Source organism: Streptomyces sp. T39 (assembly GCF_008042045.1).
Lineage (GTDB): Bacteria > Actinomycetota > Actinomycetes > Streptomycetales > Streptomycetaceae > Streptomyces.
This window is the reverse complement of record NZ_RDBP01000051.1, coordinates 18,368-42,243: the sequence shown is the minus strand read 5'-3', so window position 1 is coordinate 42,243 and position 23,876 is coordinate 18,368. Positions and strand designations below refer to the sequence as shown.

Here is a 23,876-nt window from a genome sequence, read left to right as displayed (position 1 = left end):
GGGCCGGGGAGGCCGCCGGGTGCAGGCCCGGGGGCGGGCCGCGGCCGCCGGACACGTCCCCGGCCGCGGGCCGGGAACACCGCCGGGCGCAGCTCCGGCCGTGCCGCTCTCCACAACGGATGAGGGCGTCAGGTGCGGTCGCGGGTGCGCAGCAGCAGGAGCGCCGTGTCGTCGCCGCGCTCCGACGGCGCGTCCCCGAGGAGGGTGTCGGCGAGCTCCTCCAGCGGCTCGCCGGTGCCGCCCCCGGCGAGCCTGCCCGCCAGTTCCGCCAGCGCGTCGTCGATGTCCGTGCCCGGCCGCTCGATCAGGCCGTCCGTGTAGAACACCAGCACCGACCCCGGCGGCAGCGGGACGGACGTGGTCGGATAGACGGCCGAGGGATCGACGCCGAGCAGCGGTCCGCCGGCGAGGTCCAGGACGTGCACCCGGCCCTCGGGATCCCGCAGCAGCGGCTGGGGATGCCCGGCCCGTGCGAGCAGCACCCGCCGCCCCTCCAGGTCGAGGTGCACGTAGAGGCAGCTCGCCAGCAGGTCCGCGTCGAGGTCGATCAGCAGCCGGTTGGTGCTCGACATGACCCGGCCCGGTGACTGGCCGGCCGCCGTGTAGGCCCGCACGGCCGTGCGCACCTGGCCCATCATCCCGGCGGCCGCGACGTTGTGGCCCTGGACGTCGCCGATGACGGCGGCCGCGTCCGGGCGGATGCGGGACACGGCCCCGCCCCGGCCCCTGCCGTCGTCGGACGGCGCCCCGTCGCCGTCCGTCCGCATCAGGTCGTAGAAGTCGCCGCCGATGTCCATGCCCTGGGTGCCCGGCAGGTAGCGGGCGGCGACGTCCAGGCCCGGGAGCAGCGGCAGGCTGTGCGGGAGCAGGGCGGACTGGAGGCCGTGCGCGAGGCGGTGCTTGGCGTCGTAGAGCCGGGCGCGCTCCAGGGCCTGGGCCATCAGTCCGCCCAGGCTGGTCAGCATGGCGCGTTCGTCGGTGCCGAAGCGGTGCGGCTCGGCGTATCCGAGGACGCAGGTGCCCACCGGCCTGCCGGAGGCGATCAGGGGCAGATAGGCCCAGGCGGCCAGGCCGTCGGGGGTGGCCGTGCGCACCGGGTGGATGTGCTCCAGCTCGGCGCGGGTGGCGAAGAACGACGGGACTCCGGTGGCCAGGGCCCGCGCACCGGGAGTGGGCGCGGTCAGCGGCATGCCGTCGAAGCGGCCCACGATCATCGGATCGTCGTATCCCCGGTGGCCCAGCACCCGCAGCCGTCCCCCCTCGGCCGCCAGCACGACCAGCGCACTGCTGCCGACGGCGGGCATGATCTCGTCGGCCACCAGCTCGACGACGTCCGACACGCCGACGGCCTCGGTGAGCGCGCCGGCGAGGCTCAGCAGGTGGGTGATGCCGATCAGCCGTGCAGAACCGTTCCGGGGGCCGTCGTCGGTCCGCTCCGGGGCGGGCCCGGCGGCGGGGACCCGGTCCCGGGCGGGAGCCGCCGTGCGCCCGCCCGGGAGCGGCGCGTCCGGAGCCTCCCGCCGTGCGTCCGGGCCCGCGGGCCCGACCTGGACGGTGATGCCGCTGCGGCTGGGGTGGAGGCGGAACTCCAGCCACTCGCGAGGCGGGCGCAGCGCCACGAACGACGTGCCCTGCTGGCTCATCAGGGCGGCGCGGTAGCGGTCCTCGTGGACCGGGTCGTCGAGCCACGGCAGGGCGGACCACAGGATCCTGCCCACGAGGCGGGCCGCGGGGGCGCCGACGAGTTCGCCCATCGCGGTGTTGGCGAAGGTGATGCGGGCGTCGATGTCGAGGGAGCAGATGCCGTCGGGCAGCCTGGCGACCATCCGCGCCGCTTCGGCCGAGGAGCCGGCGGGGGGCGCGGTGCCGATGAAGTCGGCCTCCCGGGTCACGCGCCGGCCGCGTTCGGCCGCCTGCTCCAGCCGGATCGCCAGGCGGTCGCACGCGGCCACGAGCCGGGTGCGCTCGGCCGGGGAGAGGTCGTCCTTGCGGGAACCGGGCCAGGTGACGAAGACCGCCCCGTACACGGCACGCGGGGTGGCGACCGGGACGGCCGCGAGGGAGAACGGGTACGGGAGGACGACGGAGATCCTCGGGTAGCGGCGCGCCATCGCCTCCTCCCCCGGCACCCACACCAGCCGCCGGTCCCGCGCGGCGTCGGCGACGGGGATGCGGGCGGAGAGCGCGACCCGCTCCCAGGGGGCGGCGAAGGCCCGGGGCAGGCCGGCCATGACCGCCATCTCCAGGACGTCGTCCGCGTCCGACATCAGGTAGACGGCGCCCGCGTGGGCGCGGACGTCGTCGATCATCCCGGCCAGCGCGAAGGAGAGCATCGGCTGGGCACCCCCGCCGTCCGAGGCGGCCAGATCCGGCACGACGCCTCACCTCCTCGCGACGCTCAGCTCCCAGGCTGCCGCCCCCACACCCATCCCGCACGGCGGCGGGTGGGCGGCCCGGGGGCCGCGGGAGCGGGGTCGAGCGTGCGCCGCCGGGCCCGCGGCACGGGCCCGGCGGCGCACACCACGGGCACACCCGGCGGGAAACGCAGGCCAAGGGCCTGCCCCGCCCGAAGCGGGCGGTGCCCCGGGGGGCGCAGCCGCTCCGCCCGCTGAGACCGCCCAGCGGACAACGAGCCCCGCCCCGGACCCCGGCGCACAGGCGCGGCCGATCCGCCCGGCGGCCGTGCGCGACACGGCCCCGCAGGATGCCCGGGGCGCCCGGGCCCGTCAGGGTCCGGGCGCGGCCGGTGTCAGGCGGCCGAGGCCGCGGTGCGGGTGATGGCGACGGCCGTCGTGTCGGTGACGCCGTTGACGGTGACGGCGAGGGTCACCGCGCCCCTGCGGAGGCCGGTGAGGCGGCCCGTCACGGGGTCGAAGGAGGCGACGTGGCGGGCGCGGGCGTCCCCGGGGCGGCCGATGTGGAGGTTCGGGGATCCGGACCAGTCCACGCTCATCGGCCACGCCGCCGGCACGGCCCTCGTTCCCTGGAGCACCGTCGCGCCGACCGGCGCCGTGGCGCCGGGCGCCAGCGTGAGCGGGGCGTCCAGGCTCACCGAGTCCGCGTGGGCCCGGGTCTGGACGGAGACCCAGTCCGGCCGGGGGCCGAAGGGCGCGCGGCGGGCGGCCGCCCGCTCGGCGGCGCCGATCTCGTCGACGCCGACCATCGACCAGCCGGTGAAGCCGCCCTCGTCGGCGGGCGCGGCCGGGTTCTTCCCGGAGTTGCCGTTGACGAGGTACGGGACGCCCTCCACATGGGAGGCGTGGAAGACGCCGACATGGCTGCCGATCAGGCCCGCGCCCTTCCCGGTGGACCTGCGGAACTGCGCCAGCCAGTCCTCCACCAGCGCGGCCTCCTTGCGGTCGGCCAGCTGGCTCGCCTTCTGGACGGTCGGGTCCCGAGGCGGCACGTGCTCGACGACCATCACCGAGCCGATGGCGGGATCGGCGGCGGCCGCGTCGAGCTGGGCGCGGAGTTCCCTGATCTGGGCGATGCCGCCGCCGCGGAGGCTGAGCGAGGAGGTGTCGAGGGTGACGAAACGGGTGCCGCGGTGGTCGAAGACCCGGTGCGCGGGTCCGAATTCGGCGACGAAGTCGCCGATCCTGCCGCCCATCACCTCGTGGTTGCCGGGCACGTAGTACCAGGGCACGTCGTCGCCCAGTTCCTCCTCCAGGACGCGGCGGGCGAGGGCCAGGTCGGCGGGGGCTCCCTCGTCGACGAGGTCCCCGTTGACGACGAGGAAGTCCGGGGCGGCGGCCCTGATCTCGCGCAGGGTGCGGCGCGCCTGGCGCACCAGCGCGCTGTCGGGGTCACGGGCGACGAACTGGGCGTCCGACATCACGGCGAAGCGCCAGTCCCGCGCGCCGGTGACCGCGGCGGGGTCGACGAGCGGGTCGGTGACCCGGGGCGGGGCGGGCAGGTCGATGCCCGGGGGGACCTGCGCGGTCAGGCCGTCGACGACGATGCGCCCGGTGTACTGCCGGTTGGCGGCCGTCTCCGCGAGATAGAAGCGGAAGACCGACAGGGGGGTCGCGGCGCCCGCGGGGACGGGGAAGGTGACCTGCTGCCAGCCGGTCCAGGTGATGTACGGCCCGCGCAGCAGGTGGTCCGAGCCCGCCGCGTCCTTCAGGTGGAGGGTGGGCCAGGCGCCGTTTCCGTCGCCCTTGATCCACAGCGTGAACGACTGCGGCTGCCCCGGTACGGCGACGGGCTGCGGCGGGGCGGCGTAGGCGGCGCGGGTGCCGGTGGACAGGGTGAAGTCGTACGTCAGTTCCAGCCCGGTCCCCTCGTGCCCGTCGGGTGTGGCGGCCAGCGAGCCGCTCGCGCGCGCCTGGCTGAAGCGCCAGGCGGCGGCGTCGTCGAAGCCGGCCACGTCCTGTTCGGCGAGGCCGACCGTCACGCCGACGACGGTGGTCTCGCCGCCTGCCCGCACGGTGACCGGTCCGGCGCTGCGGCCGCCGGTGCGGGCGAGCACGGTGAAGGAGCCGCGCCCGTCGGGGCGGATGTCGAACAGCGAGCGGTCGTAGGCGAGGGTGACGTCGGCGGGCTCGACGGGTGCGCTGTTGCCCTGTGCGTCGTGGCCGAGGATCCCGAAGGTGCCGGTGGCGGAGGCGTCGCCGAGCGCGACGCGGCGCACGGTCGGTTCGATCCGGTCGAGTTCGCCGAGCACGGACAGCCTGATGGCGCCGCGGGCGGCGCCGCGCTCGGCGACGGCCTCGGTGGTGCCGGTGCGGCGGGCGCGGAACACGCCGTCGTCGTCGACCTGCCCGACGGAGGCGCTGCGGGAGTGCCAGCGCGGCGCGCCGGCGGCGGGACCGTAGGTCTCGTCGTAGCCGGCGGCGGTCAGCCGGCGGGTGAGGCCGGGGAACACCCGCTCGGGGTGCCCGCCGAGGACGGGGTCGCCGGTCGGCGCGGTGCCGGCGGGCATCGCGGTCTCGACCCAGAAGCCGTGCAGCCGTCCGCTGCCGTCCGGCACGGTGAGGGCGAGTCCGTTGGGCACGGTGCGTTCGCTGCCGTCGGAGGGGCTGTTCTCCACGAGGAGGGCGTCGCTGCCCGGTTCGCGGGCGACGAGGGTGGACGAGCCGCCGCCGTCGAGGTTGAGCGCGTTGTGCGCACCCGCCTTCCGCATCATCAGGCCGAGTTCGGTGAGGGTGACGCCGCCGCTGTCGGCCTGGCGTCCGTCGACGGTGATGACGTGCATCCGGCGGCCGTCCTCCGAGAAGCCGACGGCGGTGCGGGGCGCGGTGGCGTTGTTGCCCGTGCCCTCGTGGTTCTGGGGCACTCCGTCGACGACGAGGAGTTCGCGTCCGCCGACCGCCGTGCGGGGCACGGGCCCGCTGTCGGTGCGCGGCCGGTACGCGAGGGAGACGGGGTCGCCGGGGGCCAGCGCGGCGAGTGCGGCGGCGCCCTCCTCGCGGCCGACGAGGACGGTGGTGCCGTCGGCGACGGCGCCGGTGCCGGGCCTGTCGTGGACGGCGACGACGCGGCCGTCGCGCACCTCGGCCTCGGCGACGGGCGAGGCGGCGTCGACGGTGAGGGCGCGGTCGGCCTCGCCCCAGGCGGAGGTGTAGGCGCCGATGCCGCCGGCGGGCACGTTGGCGGCGTTGTAGGCGCCGAGGGGATGCGGGCCCGAAGGGAGGGTCAGGGTGCCCTCGAAGTAGAGCTCGAGGACGCGGCCGGCGCCGCCCGGCCCGATGCCGACGGCCCGGTGGGTCCCGTAGCCCGGGGAGTGGGTGAGCTCGCCGTCGCGGATACCGGCGCCCAGTGGCGCGCCGGTCTGGTTGATGTCGAAGAAGTCCGCGTTGATCGCCGCGACCGTCCGGCGGCCCTCGCCGGGGTCGTGGCGGGCCGCGAGGTCGCTGACGCTCTGCCGGTCGGCGACCTTCCCCGACGAGAGGTAGTCGGCGGCGACGTGGCCGTCGAGGTCGACCGAGAGTTCATCGACGCGCAGCCACTTGGCGGCTTCGAGGCGGTCGTAGGAGCTGAGCCGTACCCCGGGCGCGACGGGCCGGGTGCTGCGGGCCGTCTCGATGCCCGTCCCGTCGACGACGGGCGTGGAGGAGGCGCCGGTGCCGGTGGCGGGCGGCGGGGCGATCGGCCGCAGTATCTCGGCGCTCTCGCGGGGCGGTGGATCGGGTGTGGCGGCGGCGGCCGGTGCCGCCGACCCCATCGCGAGTGCGGTCACGGTCGCGAGCAGCACGACGGTGTGTCTTGCTCTGCCAAGGCCCACAACTACTCCCGGAATACGGCTGGTCGAGCTCGTGGTAAGCGCTGTCGGCGGACAGCATCGCGGTGCGGCGGCGCAGGCACCAGAGGGCGGGGGGAACARGGAGGGGAACGGGGGGCTGTCGGGATCATGGACGTGCTGGCATCTTGCGCGGACCGGGCGGCGGCGGTCCCCTCACCACGCCGGACAGGGGTTCCGGTTCCGTCTGCTGACGCAGTGAAAGGTGACGCAAGAAATCTGCAACAATTCACGATGCGAGACGTTCCACCTGCGATATTGACGCACCGGGAATTCACTGCCAGTCTCTTGAGCGTGAGTCAAGCCGAGCTTCTCGTTTCGCGTCTGCACGTCGATCTGCGACGTCTCGCCAGCGCGCTGTGTGCCGCCGGCAGCTAGGCCGCCCCTGAGCGGCTGAGCCGCCGGGACGACGCACCGCGCGCGGTGCGCTCCGACGTCCGGGCCGGGCGAACCCGTCGTCCGGATGAGCGTTTCCCCGCGGCTCTCGCACCCGGTCCCGCCCGGCGCGCGCCCCTCTCCCCCTCCCCCGCATCGGCAGCCGCCGTCCTCCCGGACCGGTGGTGTCCCCGCAGGCCATGGGGGTGACGGCGGCCTGGCCGACGGCTCGTGCAGGGCGGGGGCGGTCGGCTCTCCTTCCGGGCGCCCCGATCCTGCCACCGCCCCGTTCCGGGCGAACCCGCGCCGAGTGTCCGCCGCGCCGTGCGGCGGTACCGGTCCCGCGTCCGCACGGAAGGTGCCGCGCCCTGCCGCGGAATCCCCGCGCGCATTCCCTCTTTCCCGTTCGGCGATCTTTCTCGTCCGGCGATTTCCGACGCCTGTTTCCGCCCCCTGCCCTTTGCGCAGCAAATGAAGGAATTCCACGTGCACACCACATCACGACGCACATTTCTCGCGTTCACCGGACTGTCCGCGCTCGCGGCCGCCGGCTGCGGCACGGCGAGCGGCAGCGGGGTGCGGAACACCGGGACGCTGCGCTACCAGGGCTGGGCCGGGCAGGTCACCCCGGCCGAACTGGCGGCAGACCTCGGCTACCTCCAGGACGTGAAGCTCGACTGGGTCGGCAACACCATCAGCGGTCCGCAGGACATCCAGTCCGCCGCCTCGGGCCAGATCGACTTCGGCGGCGCGTTCAACGGCGCCATCGTCAAACTCGCCTCCCGCAACGCCCCCGTGCGGGCCGTCATCAGCTACTACGGCTCCGACGAGGCCGCGTTCAGCGGCTACTACGTCACCGAGGACAGTCCGGTGCGCACCCCGCGGGACCTGATCGGCCGCACGGTCGGGATGAACACGCTCGGCGCGCACAGCGAGGCGATGCTCGACATCTACCTCCGCAAGCACGGCCTGAGCCGGGCCGAGGCGCAGAAGGTGGAGCGCATCGTCGTGCCGCCGGTGAACACGGAGCAGACGCTGCGCCGGGGGCAGATCGACGTGGCGGTGCTCGGCGGCATCCTGCGCGACAAGGCGCTGGAGACCGGCGGCGTCCGCAAGCTGTTCAGCGACTTCGACCTGCGCGGCGCGTTCAGTGCCGGGACGTACGTCCTGACCGAGCAGTTCATCCGCCGGAACCCCGAGACCGTGCGCACCTTCGTCACCGGTGTGGGGCGGGCCCTGGACTGGTCGCGGGCCACGCCGCGTGACGAGGTCGTGGCGCGGATGACCGAGATCGTGCAGCGGCGCAAGCGGAACGAGAGCACCGACGCCCTCAAGTACTGGCGGTCCTACGGGGTGTCGGCGCCCGGCGGGCGGATCGCCGAGCAGGAGCTCTCCGTGTGGGCGGACTGGCTCGCCGAGCGGGGCGACATCGAGCGCGGCCGGGTGGACCTGAAGAAGCTCTGGACCAACGAGTTCAACGGCGGCGACGGCGCCGCGAGGAAGGGCTGAGGCCATGACCGCGAAGATCAGTTTCCGGGGTGTCGGCAAGACGTTCCCGGTCCGGGGCCGGAAGGCCGACGTCGTGGCGCTCGACGGCATCGATCTCGACATCCCCGCCGGGGAGTTCACCGTCGTCGTGGGCCCCAGCGGATGCGGCAAGTCCACCCTGCTCGACCTGCTGGGCGGGCTGTCACGGCCGACGACGGGCGAGATCCTGCTCGACGGCAGGCCGGTGAACGGCCCGGGTCTCGACCGGGGCATCGTGTTCCAGCAGTACGCGCTGCTGCCGTGGCGCACCGCCCAGGGCAATGTGGAGTTCGGCCTGGAGGCCACCGGCGTGCCGCGCCGGGAACGGGCCGGCCGGGCGCGTGACTACCTGGCGCTGGTGGGTCTCACCGGTTTCGAGGACCGGCATCCGCACGAGCTGTCGGGCGGGATGCGCCAGCGCGTCGCCATCGCCCGCAGCCTCGCCTACGACCCCGACGTCCTGCTGATGGACGAGCCCTTCGCCGCGCTCGACGCCCAGACCAGGGAGTCGCTCCAGGACGAGCTGCTGCGGATCTGGCAGCGCACCGGCAAGACCATCGTGTTCATCACCCACGGCATCGACGAGGCGGTCCGCCTCGGACAGCGCGTCGCCGTCCTCACCTCGCGGCCGGGACGCATCAAGGAAGTGGTGCCGATCCACCTCGGCGAGCTGTCGCCGGACGAGGACCCGCGCTCGGGGCCGGAGTTCGCGCACCACCGCCGGCAGATCTGGAGCCTGCTGCGCGACGAGGTCACCCGCGCCCAGGAGCAGGAGAGGGAGAGGTCGGCAGCATGACCACCACCGTCACCGAGAAGACACCCGGCGGGCAGCAGGCGACGGCGCCACGGGGCGCCGCGCCGGCCCGGCCCGCCGGCCCGCCCGGACGGACCGGGGCCCGGGCGCCGTCCCTGCCGCGCCGGGCCGGCCGCGCCCTGGTCACGGCGGCCACCCGCAGCGTGGCCGTGCTGGCCCTGCTGGGGCTCTGGGAGGCAGCGCCCCGGCTCGGCCTGGTGGACGCCACGTTCCTGCCGCCGTTCTCCGACGTCGCCTCCGCCTGGTGGGGGCTGGCACGGGACGGTTTGCTGGCCGAGCACACCTGGGCGAGCCTCGGCCGCTCGCTGACCGGCTTCGGCCTGGCGGTGGCGGTGGCCGTGCCGCTGGGGCTGCTGATCGGCTGGTACCGCAGGCTGGCTGACCTGCTGGGCCCGCTGCTGGAGGTGTTCCGCAACACGGCCGCCCTCGCGCTGCTGCCCGTCTTCGTGCTGCTGCTGGGGATCGGCGAGACGTCGAAGGTGTCGATCGTGCTCTACGCGTGCACCTGGCCGGTGCTGCTGAACACGATCAGCGCGGTGCGCAGCGTCGATCCGACGCTGCTGCGGCTGGCCAGGTCGATGGACCTGCCGGCGCACCGGATCTTCCAGAAGGTGATCCTGCCGGCGTCCGTGCCGTCGGTGTTCACCGGCATCCGGCTGGCCGGCGCGGTGGCGATCCTGGTGCTCGTCGCCGCCGAGATGGTCGGCGCCAAGGCGGGGCTCGGCTATCTGGTCAACGCCTCGCAGTTCAACTTCGCCATCCCCGAGATGTACGCCGGGATCATCACCATCTCCGCGATCGGTGTCACGTTCAACCAGCTCCTGGTCGCCCTGGAACGGCGTTTCACGTCGTGGCGCACCCCTACCGGAATCTGAGGACCCCGTCATGCCCGCGCACCCCCCGCGACAGTTCCATCTCAACGCCTTCCTGATGAACGCCGGCCACCACGACGCCGCCTGGCGCCATCCGCGCACCCAGCCGGAACGGGTCACCGACCTGACGTACTTCCAGGAGCTGGCCCGCACCGCCGAACGGGGCCGGCTGGACTCGCTGTTCCTCGCCGACGGGCTCACCCTGTGGGGCAACGCCCGCTACAACGCGGTCGGCGGCTTCGAGCCGCTGACGCTGCTGTCGGCGCTCGCGGTGGCGACCGAGCACATCGGCCTGATCGCCACCGTGTCCACCACCTTCAACGAGCCGTACCACGTGGCCCGCAAGTTCGCCTCGCTGGACCATCTCAGCGGCGGCCGGGCCGGCTGGAACATCGTCACGTCGGGCAATGTCGCCGAGGCCCGCAACTTCGGGCTGGACGACCATCCGGACCATGCGCTGCGCTACGAGCGGGCGGCCGAGTTCGTCGACGTGGCGCGTCTGCTGTGGGACAGCTGGGCCGACGGCGCGCCCGTCGCCGACCGGGCCCGGGGCGTCTACACGGAGGAGGGAGCCGTCGTCCCGGTCGGCCACCGGGGCACCCATTTCCGGGTGGACGGGCCGCTGAACGTCCAGCGCTCGCCGCAGGGGCATCCGCTGCTGGTGCAGGCCGGGTCGTCGGAGGACGGCAAGGAGTTCGCGGCCCGGTACGCGGAGGCGGTGTTCACCGCGCAGCAGACGCTGGCCGACGGGCAGACGTTCTACAAGGACCTCAAGTCCCGTCTCGCCCGGTACGGCCGGCGGCCCGACGAGGTGAAGATCCTGCCGGGCATCTGCCCCGTGATCGGCGCGACGGAGGCACAGGCCCGTGCGCTGGAGGACGAGCTCACCGCCCTCCAGGTGCCCGAGTACGGGCTCCAGCAGCTGTCCGGGATGCTCGGCACCGATCTGTCCGGTCTGCCGCTGGACGGTCCGCTGCCGGACCTGCCCGCCGAGAGCGCCATCAACGGCAACAAGTCCCGCTTCACGCTGGTCGCCGACCTCGCCCGGCGCGAGAACCTCACGATCCGGGAGCTGATCGCCCGGCTCGGCGGCGGCCGGGGGCACCGGGTGTTCGCCGGGACGCCGGAACAGATCGCGGACCAGCTCCAGGAGTGGTTCACCTCCGGCGCGGCGGACGGCTTCAACATCATGCCGCCGCATCTCCCGGGCGGTCTGGAGGACTTCGTCGACCACGTCGTGCCCCTGCTCCAGCGCCGGGGGCTGTTCCGCACCGAGTACACCGGGCGCACCCTGCGCGACCACTACGGCCTGGAGCGGCCGGCCGGACGGACCGCTCCCGCCGCCTGACCCGTCCGCCCACCGTTCCGGGCGCCCGGTGCGCCCGGTCCCCACCCGCACAGAGAGGCAGCATCCTCATGACCACCACCGGTTTCGACATCCGCCGTGTCGGCGGCCGCATCGGCGCGGAGATCCTCGGCGTCGACATCTCGCAGGAACTCGACCCCGGCATCGTGTCCGAGATCAACGCGGCGCTCGTCGAGCACAAGGCGCTGTTCTTCCGCGGCCAGCGGCTCGACGACGCCGCGCAGCTGCGCTTCGCGTCGCTGTTCGGCCCGCTGACGGGTGCCCATCCGACGGTTCCCTCGGTCGAGGGGCAACCGCAGATCCTCCCCGTCGACGGCGACGAGGGCGTCCGCTCCAACCACTGGCACACGGACGTCACCTTCGTGCGCACCCCGCCGAAGGCGACGACGCTGCGCAGCCTGGTCGTCCCTCCGTACGGCGGCAACACGCTGATCGCCAACTCGGCGGCCGCGTACCGGGACCTGCCCGGGCCGCTGCGCGAGTTCGCCGACCGGCTGCGGGCGGTGCACACCAACGCCTACGACTACGCCGAGCCGCGCAGCGAGAAGGCGGCCGAGCACCGGCGGCGCTTCGTGTCGACGCGCTACCGCACCGAGCACCCGGTGGTGCGGGTGCACCCGGAGTCGGGTGAACGGGGTCTGTTCATCGGTGGCTTCGCGCAGTCGCTGGTCGGCCTGTCGTCGTCGGAGTCGCGGGACATCCTGCGCATCCTCCAGTCGTACGTGACCCGTCCGGAGAACGTCGTGCGCTGGACGTGGGCGCCGGGCGACCTGGTGCTGTTCGACAACCGCAGCACGCAGCACTACGCGCCGGACGACTACGGCGACCTGCCCCGTCTGCTGCACCGGGTGACGGTCGCGGGCGACGTCCCGGTCGGGACGGACGGCCGGACCAGCACGGTGATCGAGGGCGACGAGGCGCCGCACTACACGCCCGCGGCCGCCTGAGGCGACGACGGCGAAGCGGCCGGGCCCCTGGGGCCCGGCCGCTTCTGCCGGTCGGGGCGGCTCGGCCGCCCGCCGGGTGACGCGTGGGGTCAGCTCTGGGCGCTGCGCCGCTTGCGCGAGGCCCACACGATGCCGCCACCGGCGACGATGACGACGGCCGCCGCACCGGCGATCAGCGGGGTGGAGCTGGAGGAGCCGGTCTCGGCCAGGTCCGGGGCCTCGGTGCTCGGCGCCGGCGACGGCGTCGCCGCGGGCGAGCTCGGCGAGTCACTCGGGGTCTGGCTCGGCGTGGGCGTGGGGGACGCCGTGCTCGGGGTGGGGCTCGGCTCGGACGGGCTGGGCGTGGGCGTGGGGGACTCCTCCTCGCACACGGGGGCCGTCTTGGTCTCGTCGCGCGAGTACTGGTCGCCGTCCTGCGCCACGACGACGAGGCGGACCGCGACCTCCTTCTCGTGCTCGGGGAGCTCGAGCTTCCTGGCGAAGTCGTTCTCGAACGTCTCGGTCGGCAGCAGGTCCTTGCCGTCGACGGTGACGGTCACGGTGTTCTTGGTGTTGCGGCCGTAGTTGGTGAGCTTGATGTCCACCTCGTCGCACGTCACCGACCACGTCGGGGTGTGGGCGACGGCGGGGGCCGCGGCCATGCCGAGGCCTATCACGCCGGCCGCGGCGGCGACGACCATGGCCGCCGAGCGCCGCAGCGTTCTGTTGTTGTTGGTCACTTGGGTTCCTCCACGGAGACACGCCACCACTGCTGGCGGTCCGCGAACCCTACCGTCGGCGTGCGAACGGCGTGCGCCCACCCCGGAATTCGGTGCGGGACGGCAACGTATTCACGTCAGGAGCGGTCGCGCTCCCGCATCCGGAGCCACACCGGCAGGACGAACCACCACAGGACGAACCAGGCGACCATCAGGGCCACCAGCCAGACGGCGTCGGTGTCCCCCACCACGAGCCGGAGGATGAGCAGCAGGGCGCTCGCCATGGTGCACACCAGCAGGGCGAGCCCGAGGAGGGTGAGCCGCGACGCCCAGTCCACCGTCTGCGGTTTGAGCCGTTTTCCGGTGACCATCCGGTGGAGTGCCACGGGCCCGACGAGGGCGCCGGTGGCGGCGGCGCCGAGCATCACCGTGACGGTGTAGATCGCCTGGTCCGTGCCGGACAGGTCGGCGAAGCGCGGCTGGAAGGCCACGGTCAGAAGGAATCCGAAGAGGATCTGGACGCCCGTCTGCGCGACCCGGAGCTCCTGGAGCAGATCGCGCCATTTGCGGTCCGCTCTCTCCTCTTCGGTCTCGTCACGGCCGCGCGAGGCGCTCCGTGCGTTCTCGTCGTCCGCCATGGCCGTCCCTCTCGGCTGCGCCGTCCTTCGGATGTGACGTGCTCACTCCTGGAGATGTCCTGCACGGACCAGGCGATCTACACCGTCACGGTGATGCTCGGCGCCGCCGCCACCGGCGCCCTCGTCGGGCCCGTGGCACTCCACCGGATGGTCACCGGAAAACGGCTCAAACCGCAGACGGTGGACTGGGCGTCGCGGCTCACCCTCCTCGGGCTCGCCCTGCTGGTGGTGCCGCCCGTCCGCTCCCGCCGCGCCCTGGTCGCCGGCTCGGTCGGGAACTTCGTGGAGTGGTACGAGTTCGGCGTCTACGGGTACTTCGCGACGGTCATCGCCGCGAACTTCTTCACCCCCGAGGGCGGCGGCGACATCGAGGCGCTGGTGAAGACGTACGCCTCGTTCGCCCTGGCGTTCTTCTTCCGCCCGGTGGGTGCGGCACTGTTCGGCCGCCTCGGGGACCGGATCGGCCGCAGGCCGACACTGATCCTCGTCGTCTCGGTGATGACCCTGGCCACCACGGCCATCGGGCTGCTGCCCACCTACGCCACCGCGGGTGCGCTCGCGCCGTGGCTGCTGACCCTGCTGCGGATCGTCCAGGGGCTCTCGGCGGGCGGGGAGTTCGGCGGGGCGGTGGCACTGATGACGGAGTTCGCTCCGCCCGGCCGCCGCGGCCTCTACGGCTCGTGGCAGTCGTTCACGGTGGCGCTCGGCCTGCTCGCCGGGGCGGGGGTCGCGGCGCTGCTGGCGACGGTGCTGACGGAGGCCGCGCTGCACGGCTGGGGTTGGCGGGTCCCGTTCCTGCTGACGCTGCCGCTGGGGGCGGTCGCGCTGTGGCTCCGGCTGCGGCTGGAGGAGACGCCCGGCTTCCGGCGGGCGGAGAGGGAGGCGCGGCCGGCTCCCCCGCCGGGGGAGCTGGCGCGGGTGATCCTGCTGGGCGCGGGGCGCATCATGGGCTGGGCCGCCGCCGGCTACACCTTCCTCGTGGTGCTTCCCTCCTACCTCCAGTCGGCGCTGGACGCCTCCTTCCGTGAGGCGCTGCTCGCCACCGTGCTGGCCAACCTCGGCTTCGCGCTCTCCATCGTCCCGGCGGGCGCCCTCAGCGACCGGATCGGCCGCAGGGCGGTGATGGTCACGGGCGCGGTGCTGGTGGTCGTGGTGTCACTGCCCCTGATCGACCTCCTGCAGGACCCGGGCGCCCCGACCGTCCTGAAGGGGCTCGCGGTGTCCGGCGCGGGCGCGGTGGTGGGCCTGCTGGCGGGCCCGGGACCGGCGATGCTCGCCGAGATGTTCCCGACGCGGGTCAGATACACCGGGCTCGGGCTCTCCTACGCCCTGTCCAACGCGGTGTTCTCGGGATGCGCCGGCCTGATCGTCACCGAGCTGGTCAGGAGGACGGGCGACGTGGACATCCCCGCCTACTACGCCGCGGCCACCTGCGCGGTGAGCGTGGCCGCGCTGCTGACGCTGCGCTCCGACGACCACCGCCGGCCGCTGTCGTGAGGGTCGTCGGCCTGATGTCGGGCACCTCGTTCGACGCCGTGGACGCCGCCGCGGCCGACATCCTGCTCGACGGCGACACGCTGCGTGTGACCCCGCTGGGGATGGTGAGCGCACCCTACGACGGGGAGCTGCGGGCGCTGCTGGCCGGTGCGCTGCCGCCCGCGCGGACGAGCCTCGCGGACGTCTGCCGGCTGGACACGGGGATCGGGCGGGCCTTCGCGGCGATGGCGGTGCGTGCGGCGCACGAGCTCTGCGGGGGGCGTGCGGAGCTGATCGCCTCGCACGGCCAGACGGTCCATCACCAGGTCGAGGAGGGGCGGGTGTCCGGCACCCTCCAGCTCGGCGAGCCGGCCTGGATCGCGGAGGCGACGGGCCTGCCCGTGGTCTCCGGCTTCCGGACGCGCGATGTGGCGGCGGGCGGGCAGGGCGCCCCGCTGGTGAGCCTGGTGGACGTCCTGTGGCTGCGGAGCAGGCCCGGGGTGCCGGTCGCGTTGAATCTGGGCGGCATCGCCAATGTCACCGCCGTGCCCTCCTCGGGCGCGCCGGTGGCCTTCGACACCGGTCCGGCGAACGCGCTGATCGACGCGGCCGTCACCGAACTGAGCGGTGGCCGGCGGACGTACGACGCGGACGGCGTGCTCGCCTCGGCGGGGCGGGTGCACGGGCCGCTGCTGGAGCGGCTGTCGGCCGAGCCGTACTACCGGCTGCCGCCGCCCAAGACGACGGGCAAGGAGCTGTTCCACATCGGTCATGTGCGGGCGGCGCTCGACGCCTTCGCGCCGCTCGCCGCCGCGGACCTGGTGGCGACGCTCACCGCCCTGACCGCGCGGACGGTCGCCGACGCCGTGCGACCGCTGGGTGCGGACGAGGTGATCGCCTCGGGCGGCGGCACGCACAACCCCGTGCTCATGGGGATGCTCCGCGCGGAGCTGGGCGGCACGGCGCTCGTCACCTCGGACGCGCTGGGCCTCCCCGCCGAGGCGAAGGAGGCGTACGCCTTCGCCGTGCTGGGTTTCCTGACGGCGCACGGGGTGACGGGCACACTGCCGTCGTGCACCGGCGCCCGGGGGGCGCGGATCCTGGGTTCGCTGACACCCGGGCGCGGGCCGTTGCGCCTGCCCGATCCCGTGCACCGAGAGGTCAACAGGCTGAGCTTTACTATGCGTTGATGGTGGGCGTACACTGTGCGTTGGTCACACCGGTCACAACAGTGCACCGGTGACGACCTCCGTCACTGCGGTGTGTGCCGGTTGTCCGCCTGTCCGTGCGGCGGTGTCCGTCCGGCGCGCCCCGGAGGAGAAGGCACGACAGACGAACCCGCCCTGCCCGCGCACGCGTGGGCGGCCGTACGCGGACAGCCCGATGCGTGCGGATGTGCGACGGACGATGACGCTGCTGCCCCCGCGGCAACACGTCAGCCGACGAGGAAGTCCGCCTTCCCCGACTTCGCCCCTTGGATGAACGCGGCGATCTCACCGGTGGTGTAGATCAGCGCCGGCCCGTCGGGGTCGGCCGACTGGCGGATGGCGACACGGCCGTCGGCGAGCTTCATCGTCTCGACGCAGTTCCCCCCGTTGCCGCCGCTCCAGGGCTTCTGCCAGCCGACCTCGCCCAGCTCGGCGGCGGGCATCCCGTTGTATATGTGATTCATTCACAGCTCCTTGCGGAGTTCATCCAGAATCTCCCTCGTGCGTTGTGCCGTCGCGGCCTGTGCCGCCATGCGGTCCATCACCTCCAGATGCGTGGCGACCTCGGGGCGCGCGTCCAGATAGACGGCGCCGGTCAGGTATTCGCTGTAGACCATGTCCGGCAGTTCGGGGACCGAGAACCGGAACAGCACGAACGGCCCGTAGGTGCCCGGGTGGTGCCCGCTCGCGAACTCGGCGATCTGGAGCGTCACATGGGGCAGCCGGGCGGCGTCGAGGAGCCTGGCGACCTGAGCGCGCATCACCCCGGGCCCGCCGACGGGGCGGCGCAGCACCGTCTCGTCCATGATCACCCAGAGCCTGGGGGCGTCCGGGCGGGTGAGCAGTTCCTGCCGCTCCATGCGCAGCGCGACATGCCGCTCGATCTCGTCCGGGTCGGTGTGGCCGATGGCGCCGCCCAGCATGATGGCCCGCGCGTAGTCCTCCGTCTGGAGCAGACCGGGGACGAACTGCGGTTCATACGCACGGATGAGGCCGGCCGCCCCCTCCAGGCTGACGTACATGCTGAACCAGTTCGGCAGGACGTCGTGGAAACGCTGCCACCAGCCGGGCCGGTTGGCCTCCTCGGCCAGTTCCACGAAACCGCGGGCCTCGTCCTCGCCGATGCCGTACGCACCGAGCAGCAGTTGGACGTAGGGGATCTTCAGGGCGACCTCGGCGGTCTCCATGCGGCGGATGGTGCCGGGCGCGACCCGCAGCACCTTCGCCGCCTCCTCGCGCTTGAGACCCGCGCGCTCACGGAGATCCTGCAGACGTCTGCCGAGAACCACCTGGCCCACGGTGGGGGCGGACCGCGGTTCGCTCACTTCGCTACCTCCCCACGTGCTCTGTTGCGAGAAGTGTGCCATGACGACCCGTCGATGAATATGCCCACTCTGCATTTTTCATAGTGGCTCTTGCCAAGGTGGCCGGTGCAGGTGAGACTTGTGATGTGAACCGTGACGCGCTCACCACCCCCCTCCTGGACGCGAGTCCGGCCGTAGACGCTTCCCGGTACGGCTTCGAGGTGCCTGCCCGCGTCGAATCCGTCTCCCGTGCGAGACGGCTGGTGAGCGAGCGGCTGGACCGGTGGGGCGTACGCGGGGACGTCCACGACACCGCACTGCTCGTCGTCTCCGAACTCGTCACCAACGCGGTCGTGCACACGGGCGGTCACCTGGTCTCCTGTCAGCTGCGCCGCACGGCCGCGCAGGTGCGCATCACGGTGCACGACCAGGGCACGGCGCCCACCGGGCCGCGCGTCTGCCACGGGATCGAGGAGGAGCGCGGCCGCGGGCTGCTGCTCGTCGAGTCCCTGAGCACCGCCTGGGGCACCCACGACTGCGAGCACGGCAACGGCCGGGTGGTCTGGGCCGAACTGGCCCTGGGGGACGCGCCGTTCGAGACGGTGTGGTCGTGCTGAGGGGCCTGTCGGCCCTGTTCGCCCGGCGCACGAGGGAACCGGGCCCCGCATCCTCGCCTCCGCAGGCCGGCCCCGTTCTGCGGTGCCACCGCCCCGAGCCCCGGCTCACCCGCCTCGAACTCCCCTCCGCCCTGCCGGCCGCCCTCGGCCACGACGCCGTCGGCGTCCCGGCCCGCTTCGGGATGCGCCTCGCCGACCGGATGCCCCGCGGCGGCTGCGTCTTCGCCGACGGAGGCTGGTGGTGGTGGATCGTGCCCGCGGGCTCCGATCTCGGCCTGACGTGGCCGCTGCCCGCCCAGTACGCGCGCGACGCCCTGGTGCCGGCGGCCGGCCCCCGGCTGATCCGCGGCCCCGACGGGGCGAGCCCCTACACTCCCCCGATCCCGCTGTACCTGATGACCTGCCAGCTCACCGGTGTGGCACCCCGCTGGCCCGCGGCGGCGGGCACCTCCCGGTCATGACGGCCGCGCCGGTATCCCCTGGCGGCCGACCGGCACCGGGCCGATAGGCTGCCGCGCATGCCAGAAGCCGATGTGAGCACCGACGAGACGAGCGCGGACGGGACGGCAGCCGCCACCCCCGGTGCCGACGAGACGAGCATCGAGGGGTCCGCCGCCGACGCGACGGCCGCCGCCCGGACCGGCGCCGACACGACGGGCTCCGACAGGACGACCACCGGCCCCGCCGGCGCCGACGCGGCGGATGCGCACGACGCGAGCACCGGCGGCACGGCCCCCGGCCGGAAAGGCGCCGACGCGGCGGATGCGCACGACGCGGCGGGCACGGACGGCGCGGGCGGCGACCACCGGGACGCCGACGGGACGGCCACCGGACGGAACGGCGCCGACACGACCGGCGCCGACGCCGATGCCGATGCCGACGGGACGGATGCGGACGAGCGGCAGGGGCTCACCCCGCGCCAGGCGCGCGGTGTGCGCACAGTCCTCTCCGCGGCCATCATGGTGGCGGTCGGCGCGGTCCTCGTCCTGCGGCTCGGCAGCACCCACTCGGTGCTCACCCTCGCCTTCTACGGCATGGCGCTGATCCTCTCCGGCAGCGCGCTCGTCCTCAGCCGCGCCGGCCGCACCCGCTGGGCCACGCTGATACTCGGCATCGGTGTGGCGGTCGCCGTGGTGGCCGAGTGGGCCGTCGCGAGCATGCGCTGAACAACCGCCGTGCGGCACGGGCCGCACGGCGGCCCCGCCGCCCGCGGCTCCGGGCCCGGTTCGACCTGAACGGGCCGGGGGCCGCACCGGCACCCGCGGCCCCGAACCGGGCCCGGCGTCAGCCGCCGGAGACCGCCCTCAGACGCGCCTTGCCCTGGCGCACCCCCGGCGTCGCCGAACGGTTCTCGCGGAGGACGAGGGTCAACCGGGTGTACCCCTTCGCCTCCAGCCGCGCGGGCGTCTCGTCCACGACGCGGCAGTCGGTGCTGCCCCAGCGCGGATCGGGGTGGTTGACCGGCCGCACGGCGCCGTCGTGGTGGATCGCCTCGGCGCCGACCGCGCTCATCCACAGCGGAAGTCCGCAGCGGTAGGCGGCGTCCATGATCGGGTCGAGCGCGATGTCGTCCCGGACGGCCTGGAGCGACTCGTCCTCCTCGCCCTCGAGCAGGCCGGCGAGCTGTGCCATCAGGGGCAGGCACCAGCTGGTGTCGTGCTCGGCCAGCACCCGCGGCGCGTCGGGGTGGAAGAGGACGAAGCGGAGGAAGTTCTGGTGGGGCATGGCCGTGGGGTGCGGCCCGACGCCGCGGAAGAGGGCGTCGAAGGCGGGATTGGTGTGCGCCACGTCCCAGCGGCGGTCGAACAGCACGGAGGGCAGCGGCACCGCGTCCATCAGGGCCGCGTAGTCCCGCAGGTACGCCTGTGTGGCCGGGTCCGCGGGATCCTCGGGGCGGGAGTCGGGTCGGGGCTGGGGCTCGGGTCCGGGCCGGGACCGGGGCTCTGGCCCGGGTCGGGCGAGCCGGAGGGGCCGGTGCTCGGGCTCGGCACCGGCACGACCGTCGGGCGCGGCAGCGGCGAGGTGTCGCCTCCGGGAGACGGTGACGGGCGGGGGCCGGGCCCGGGCCGCGGGCCTCCGGGCGTCGGGCCGATGATGATCTCGCCGTCGTCCTCCCCGCCGCCGACGGGCTCCTGCGCCGGGGTGTCGCCGCCCGCGCCCGGGCTCACCGGCAGGACACCGGTGCCGTCCGTCACGGGGTGCACGCCCTGGCGGTAGAACGCGAGCCAGGCCAGCACTGTGCGCAGGTACTCCTGCGAGCGGTTGTAGCTGAGCACGGCACGGTCGAGGTCCCCGGCGGCGGACAGGTCCCGGTCGCCCGCGCAGAGATAGCGGCCGGCGGCGAGCGCGGCGTCGTGGATGTTGTTGGGGTCCCGCCGGCCGTCGCGGTTGGCGTCCTGGCCCCACCGCGCCCAGGTGGACGGGATGAACTGCATCGGTCCCACGGCACGGTCCCAGCGGTCGTCGCCGTCGTACGCGCCGCCGTCGGTGTCCGGGATGCTCGCGAAGCCGTTGCCGTCGAGGACCGGCCCGAGGATCGGGGAGAGCGTGGTGCCGGCCGCGTCGACACGGCCGCCGCGCGCCTGACCGGACTCCACCTTGCCGATGGCGGCGAGCAGCTGCCACGGCAGCCGGCAGCCCGGGTCGCTGCGGCCGATCACCGCTTCGGCGCGGCGGTAGGCGGCGAGCACGGTGGCCGGGATGCCGGACTCGGCGTGGACGGCGGCGACGGGGCCGGCCGCCGGGCCCGGCCCGGCCTTCGGGGTCCCGTCCGAGCCGCGCAGCGGCGGCAGTTCGGTGTGGTACGAGTCGTCGTTCGGCGCCGCGGGCGCGGCATCGGCCTCCTCGTGGGCGAGGCCGGTCCCCGGCCCGGGCACGGCGTCCGCGACCGAGGGCGCCTGCGAGGCGGTGAGCGCCGCCATGGCCGCCACCGCGGCCGCCGTGCCCGCCAGCCCCCTGCGCATCCGGATGCCGCCGCGCCTCATGAGCCCGCCCCCAGGGTGTCGAGGTTCGCGATCCGCCAGGAGCCGTCCGTCAGGACCATGTCGACGGCGAGCATGGCCGCCGCGTAGGTCCGCTCGTCCTCGGCGGCCCCGTCCGCGTTCTTCGCCGGAGCGGTGCGGGTGTTGCTCTGGTCCGCGTAGACGAGGACCCGGGCACGGTCGCCGTCGATGCGTTCCACACCGCTCTCGGTGACGGTGGTGGTGAGCAGCAGCTTCTGCTTCGGGCCCTGTTCGCGGACGGCGGCGAGCATCGTCGTGTGCCGGCGCACCGCCTCACCGGTGAGGTGGGTGCGCACCGCACGGTCGAGGGCCTCCGGATCGGCGAAGTCGTAGCTGAAGACGGCCTCGACCGCCTTGGTGGCCGCTCCCTTCACCTCGCTGGTGCGGGCGATGTCGGTGAGAGCGGTGTTCCGGGTGGCGGGGTCGTCGCGCAGCGAAGCGGCCTGGGTGGCCGCGTAGGCGGCGAACCCGCCGAGCAGCACGGTCAGCAGACAGAGGATCACGGGCAGACGCCGCACCCGGGCGGACGACGCGGGCGCGGTGTCGCCGCCGGGGCCTGCGTCCTTGTCCGGGCCGGCGTCGCCGTCCTCGCCGCCAGACGCCTTCCCGGCCGCGGCGCCGGCCTCCAAAGGGCTGCCGTTCGCGCCGGAGGCGTCGCTGTCGGGCGCCGTCCCCGGTGGGGGGTGCTCCGCCTCGTGGTCGTGTCCGGCCGTGCCGGGGCGGGTCGCGGTGGGCTCGGCGGCCGGTGCGGTGACCGTGCGGGCCGCGGTCGTCGCGAGCCTGCGCCGGCGGTTGACGAGGTGCCGGGTCGTCGACATGTCGGGATGTCCTCTCGGTGCGTGGGGCCGGGCTGCCGCTCTACCGGTCCGCCGTGTCGCCGACGGGCGCCTGGCCCAGGGCGCTGAGCTTCCAGCCGTCGTCGGTGCGGGTCAGCTGCCCGAGCATCCGGCTCTCCTTGCGGGCGGGCTCGCCCTTCGGCGCGGTCACGGTGACCCGCACGGCGACGAGCACGCTCGCCCGGCCGGCCCGGTCGTCCAGCTCGGTGACGGCGCCGGACAGCACCTTGGCGGTGGTGACGGTCCGCGCCTCCTGGATCTGCTTCTCGAACGCGGCGCGCCCGTCGACGAGCTGGGTGCGCAGATCGCCGGTGGCCGAGTCCTCCCAGGTGTCGAGTCCGCGGCGCAGGTCCCGGTGGTCGAGCGTGTTCATGTTCTGCACGGCCTGGGTGCCCGCGGCGAGCACCCGGTCGCGGGTCTCGGCGAACTCCGCCGCGTCGTCGTGGGCGGCCGCGTACCAGGACCAGCCGGCCCACACGGCGCAGGCCGCCGCCACGACCGTCAGGGCCAGGGCCGCGGCCAGCAGCGGGTTTCTCGTGGTCCGTGCCATGGGGCTGTGTCTCCTTGTGTTCGCTACCGGGAGGCGATGTCGGTGATGCGCCAGCGGCCTTCGTGGAGTTCGGCGGTGACGGACAGCTGGGCGGGGGCGGTGGCGGGCTGCTTGCCGGGCCGCTCGGAGACCTGGTCGAGGAAGACCAGCAGCTGTGCGCTGTCGCCGCTGAGGCGGGTCACGCCGGCGCGGACGACATGGGTGGTGAGCGTGACCTTCTGCCGCGCCGCCTCCTTCTCGACCTGGGCGAACAGCCCGGTGTACTGGCGGGCGGCGCGTCCTGCGAGCAGTTCGTCCGCCGCGGCGCGGGTGCGGGCGGTGTCGGAGGGCGTGTACGAGAAGATCTCCGTCAGCGCGTTGCTCACGTCGCCGGTGACCCTCGCCGTGGTCCCGGCGTCGGTGAGCGCGTGGTTCGCCGCGGCGGGGGTGTCGCTCAACCGCCGTTCCTGGAGGAGGAGTACGGCCCCGGCGGCCAGCAGCACCAGGACCGCTGCCGGCACGGCGTACCGCCGCCACCCGCGCCGGGGCGGGGCGGCTCCGGTTCCGGGGTCGGGTTCGGCTCCGGGGTCGGGTTCGGGATCGGTTCCGGGGTCGGGGTCGGTTCCGGGATCGGTTCCGGTCTCGGTCTCGGTCTCGGGGCCGGGGCCGGGGCCGGTCCCGGAGCCGGTGTCCGCCGAGTCGGCCCCGGCCGGGGCGGTGGTGTCGGCCGTGTCGCCGCCGGCGGCGTCACCCGGGGCGGGCCGGCCGGGCGTCGCGGTGTCCGGCACGTCGTCGCGCGTGCGCAAGGTCCCCTCCTCGTTCCGCATCTACACGCCTCCGACCGGGACGGCCGCGAGCGAGCGGATCTTCCAGCCGTCCGCGGTCCGGGCGAGCGTCGCGTCCAGCCGCTTGCGTTCGGTGTGCGGTTCGGCGCCGGGCGGTGTGGTCACGACCTCCACGGTGGCGATGAGTTCCGCCGTGCCGGTCCGGTCGTCGAGCGCCGTCAGGGCCGCGTCGGTGACCCGGGCGCGCGCCGTGGTGCCGGTGGTCCCCCGGGACCGCGCCAGGTCCTCGCGCAGCGGTCCGGCAGCGGCGTCCAGCCAGGTCCGACGGGAGGACTCCGGCGCCCCCGCGTCGAAGCTGGTGAGCTCCGCGACCCGGCGCTTCCCGTCGACGAGCGCGGCGTCGCGCGCCGCGGCGAACGACAGCGAGTCGTCGGCCCGGGTCTGCGTGTACGACCAGGCGGCGAAGGCGCAGAACAGGACGGCGAGGACCAGGGCGGTCCGGGCGGCGAGTGCGGTGCGTCCGGTCATCGTCCGTCCTCCAGGCCGAGGAGTTGGCGCAGGCCGGCGGGTGCGGCCGGCAGGCCGGGCAGGGAGAGCGCGCCGGGCAGGGTGGCGGCCGGGGCGTCGCCGGGGCGGTCGGC

General features: G+C 74.3%; 22 protein-coding genes. 10 read left to right on the top strand and 12 right to left on the bottom strand.

Annotated elements, in window-relative coordinates; translation table 11 throughout:
• Positions 1-128: 128 nt before the first annotated feature.
• Positions 129-2,333, bottom strand: coding sequence for a SpoIIE family protein phosphatase (locus EAO77_RS31515; protein WP_147991781.1), 2,205 nt, complete (start codon positions 2,331-2,333; stop codon positions 129-131).
• Between the two features lie 416 nt (positions 2,334-2,749).
• On the bottom strand, positions 2,750-6,166 hold the full coding sequence (locus tag EAO77_RS31510; protein ID WP_147991780.1) for a phosphodiester glycosidase family protein: 3,417 nt from the start codon (positions 6,164-6,166) through the stop codon (positions 2,750-2,752).
• 936 nt (positions 6,167-7,102) lie between these two features.
• Between EAO77_RS31510 and EAO77_RS31505 the strand changes: the two genes are divergently transcribed.
• From EAO77_RS31505 to EAO77_RS31485, 5 genes are all read left to right on the top strand, one after another.
• On the top strand, positions 7,103-8,125 hold the full coding sequence (locus EAO77_RS31505; protein ID WP_261994225.1) for an ABC transporter substrate-binding protein: 1,023 nt from the start codon (positions 7,103-7,105) through the stop codon (positions 8,123-8,125).
• A gap of 4 nt (positions 8,126-8,129) precedes the next feature.
• The gene (locus tag EAO77_RS31500) at positions 8,130-8,939 is read left to right on the top strand and encodes an ABC transporter ATP-binding protein (protein WP_147991748.1); all 810 of its coding nucleotides are present in this window, start codon (positions 8,130-8,132) and stop codon (positions 8,937-8,939) included.
• The gene (locus EAO77_RS31495; protein WP_147991747.1) at positions 8,936-9,832 is read left to right on the top strand and encodes an ABC transporter permease; all 897 of its coding nucleotides are present in this window, start codon (positions 8,936-8,938) and stop codon (positions 9,830-9,832) included. Before EAO77_RS31500 ends, EAO77_RS31495 begins: the two co-directional genes overlap by 4 nt.
• A gap of 10 nt (positions 9,833-9,842) precedes the next feature.
• Positions 9,843-11,177, top strand: coding sequence for an LLM class flavin-dependent oxidoreductase (locus EAO77_RS31490; protein WP_147991746.1), 1,335 nt, complete (start codon positions 9,843-9,845; stop codon positions 11,175-11,177).
• Between the two features lie 68 nt (positions 11,178-11,245).
• Positions 11,246-12,142 carry a TauD/TfdA dioxygenase family protein gene (locus EAO77_RS31485; protein ID WP_147991745.1) on the top strand — a complete coding sequence of 299 codons (897 nt, stop codon included), beginning with the start codon at positions 11,246-11,248 and terminating at the stop codon, positions 12,140-12,142.
• A gap of 89 nt (positions 12,143-12,231) precedes the next feature.
• On the opposite strand, the gene EAO77_RS31480 is transcribed toward EAO77_RS31485, so the two are convergent.
• Entirely contained in the window at positions 12,232-12,861 is a 630-nt protein-coding gene (locus EAO77_RS31480; RefSeq protein WP_261994224.1) for an LAETG motif-containing sortase-dependent surface protein, read from the bottom strand.
• A 116-nt stretch (positions 12,862-12,977) separates the two neighbouring features.
• Positions 12,978-13,478 (bottom strand): DUF6328 family protein, encoded by a 501-nt coding sequence (locus tag EAO77_RS31475; protein WP_147991744.1) that lies wholly within the window; start codon positions 13,476-13,478, stop codon positions 12,978-12,980.
• A gap of 33 nt (positions 13,479-13,511) precedes the next feature.
• On the opposite strand from EAO77_RS31475, the gene EAO77_RS31470 reads away from it, so the two are divergent.
• Together EAO77_RS31470 and EAO77_RS31465 are read left to right on the top strand one after the other, a co-directional pair.
• Positions 13,512-14,975, top strand: a complete 1,464-nt coding sequence (locus EAO77_RS31470) for an MFS transporter (RefSeq protein WP_261994223.1) — start codon at positions 13,512-13,514, stop codon at positions 14,973-14,975.
• Positions 14,972-16,144: an anhydro-N-acetylmuramic acid kinase gene (locus tag EAO77_RS31465; RefSeq protein ID WP_147991743.1), complete on the top strand. Its 1,173-nt coding sequence runs from the start codon at positions 14,972-14,974 to the stop codon at positions 16,142-16,144. The genes EAO77_RS31470 and EAO77_RS31465 overlap by 4 nt, the downstream gene beginning before the upstream one ends.
• 245 nt (positions 16,145-16,389) lie before the next feature.
• On the opposite strand, the gene EAO77_RS31460 is transcribed toward EAO77_RS31465, so the two are convergent.
• Positions 16,390-16,626: a DUF397 domain-containing protein gene (locus EAO77_RS31460; protein ID WP_147991742.1), complete on the bottom strand. Its 237-nt coding sequence runs from the start codon at positions 16,624-16,626 to the stop codon at positions 16,390-16,392.
• The gene (locus EAO77_RS31455; RefSeq protein WP_147991741.1) at positions 16,627-17,487 is read right to left on the bottom strand and encodes a helix-turn-helix domain-containing protein; all 861 of its coding nucleotides are present in this window, start codon (positions 17,485-17,487) and stop codon (positions 16,627-16,629) included.
• Between the two features lie 125 nt (positions 17,488-17,612).
• Between EAO77_RS31455 and EAO77_RS31450 the strand changes: the two genes are divergently transcribed.
• The 3 genes from EAO77_RS31450 to EAO77_RS40590 all read left to right on the top strand — a co-directional run bounded on the left by EAO77_RS31450 (position 17,613) and on the right by EAO77_RS40590 (position 19,249).
• The gene (locus tag EAO77_RS31450; RefSeq protein WP_147991740.1) at positions 17,613-18,083 is read left to right on the top strand and encodes an ATP-binding protein; all 471 of its coding nucleotides are present in this window, start codon (positions 17,613-17,615) and stop codon (positions 18,081-18,083) included.
• Between the two features lie 77 nt (positions 18,084-18,160).
• A complete protein-coding gene (locus tag EAO77_RS31445; RefSeq protein WP_147991777.1) occupies positions 18,161-18,544 on the top strand; it encodes a hypothetical protein in 384 nt (127 codons plus the stop codon).
• Positions 18,545-18,601: 57 nt separating this feature from the next.
• A complete protein-coding gene (locus EAO77_RS40590) occupies positions 18,602-19,249 on the top strand; it encodes a hypothetical protein (protein WP_261994222.1) in 648 nt (215 codons plus the stop codon).
• Positions 19,250-19,367: 118 nt separating this feature from the next.
• Here the strand turns inward: EAO77_RS40590 and EAO77_RS31430 are convergent, their stop codons facing one another.
• Genes EAO77_RS31430 through EAO77_RS31405 form a run of 6 tightly spaced genes read right to left on the bottom strand, consistent with a single transcriptional unit; the run spans position 19,368 to position 23,763 of the window.
• The gene (locus tag EAO77_RS31430) at positions 19,368-19,919 is read right to left on the bottom strand and encodes a hypothetical protein (protein WP_187283502.1); all 552 of its coding nucleotides are present in this window, start codon (positions 19,917-19,919) and stop codon (positions 19,368-19,370) included.
• On the bottom strand, positions 19,919-21,067 hold the full coding sequence (locus tag EAO77_RS31425) for a lytic transglycosylase domain-containing protein (RefSeq protein ID WP_147991738.1): 1,149 nt from the start codon (positions 21,065-21,067) through the stop codon (positions 19,919-19,921). Before EAO77_RS31425 ends, EAO77_RS31430 begins: the two co-directional genes overlap by 1 nt.
• Positions 21,064-21,903, bottom strand: a complete 840-nt coding sequence (locus EAO77_RS31420; RefSeq protein WP_147991737.1) for a hypothetical protein — start codon at positions 21,901-21,903, stop codon at positions 21,064-21,066. The genes EAO77_RS31425 and EAO77_RS31420 overlap by 4 nt, the downstream gene beginning before the upstream one ends.
• Before the next feature lie 40 nt (positions 21,904-21,943).
• Positions 21,944-22,471: a nuclear transport factor 2 family protein gene (locus EAO77_RS31415; protein ID WP_147991736.1), complete on the bottom strand. Its 528-nt coding sequence runs from the start codon at positions 22,469-22,471 to the stop codon at positions 21,944-21,946.
• 23 nt (positions 22,472-22,494) lie between these two features.
• Positions 22,495-23,256 (bottom strand): hypothetical protein, encoded by a 762-nt coding sequence (locus EAO77_RS31410; protein WP_187283501.1) that lies wholly within the window; start codon positions 23,254-23,256, stop codon positions 22,495-22,497.
• A gap of 21 nt (positions 23,257-23,277) precedes the next feature.
• The gene (locus EAO77_RS31405; RefSeq protein ID WP_147991735.1) at positions 23,278-23,763 is read right to left on the bottom strand and encodes a hypothetical protein; all 486 of its coding nucleotides are present in this window, start codon (positions 23,761-23,763) and stop codon (positions 23,278-23,280) included.
• Between the last annotated feature and the right edge of the window lie 113 nt (positions 23,764-23,876).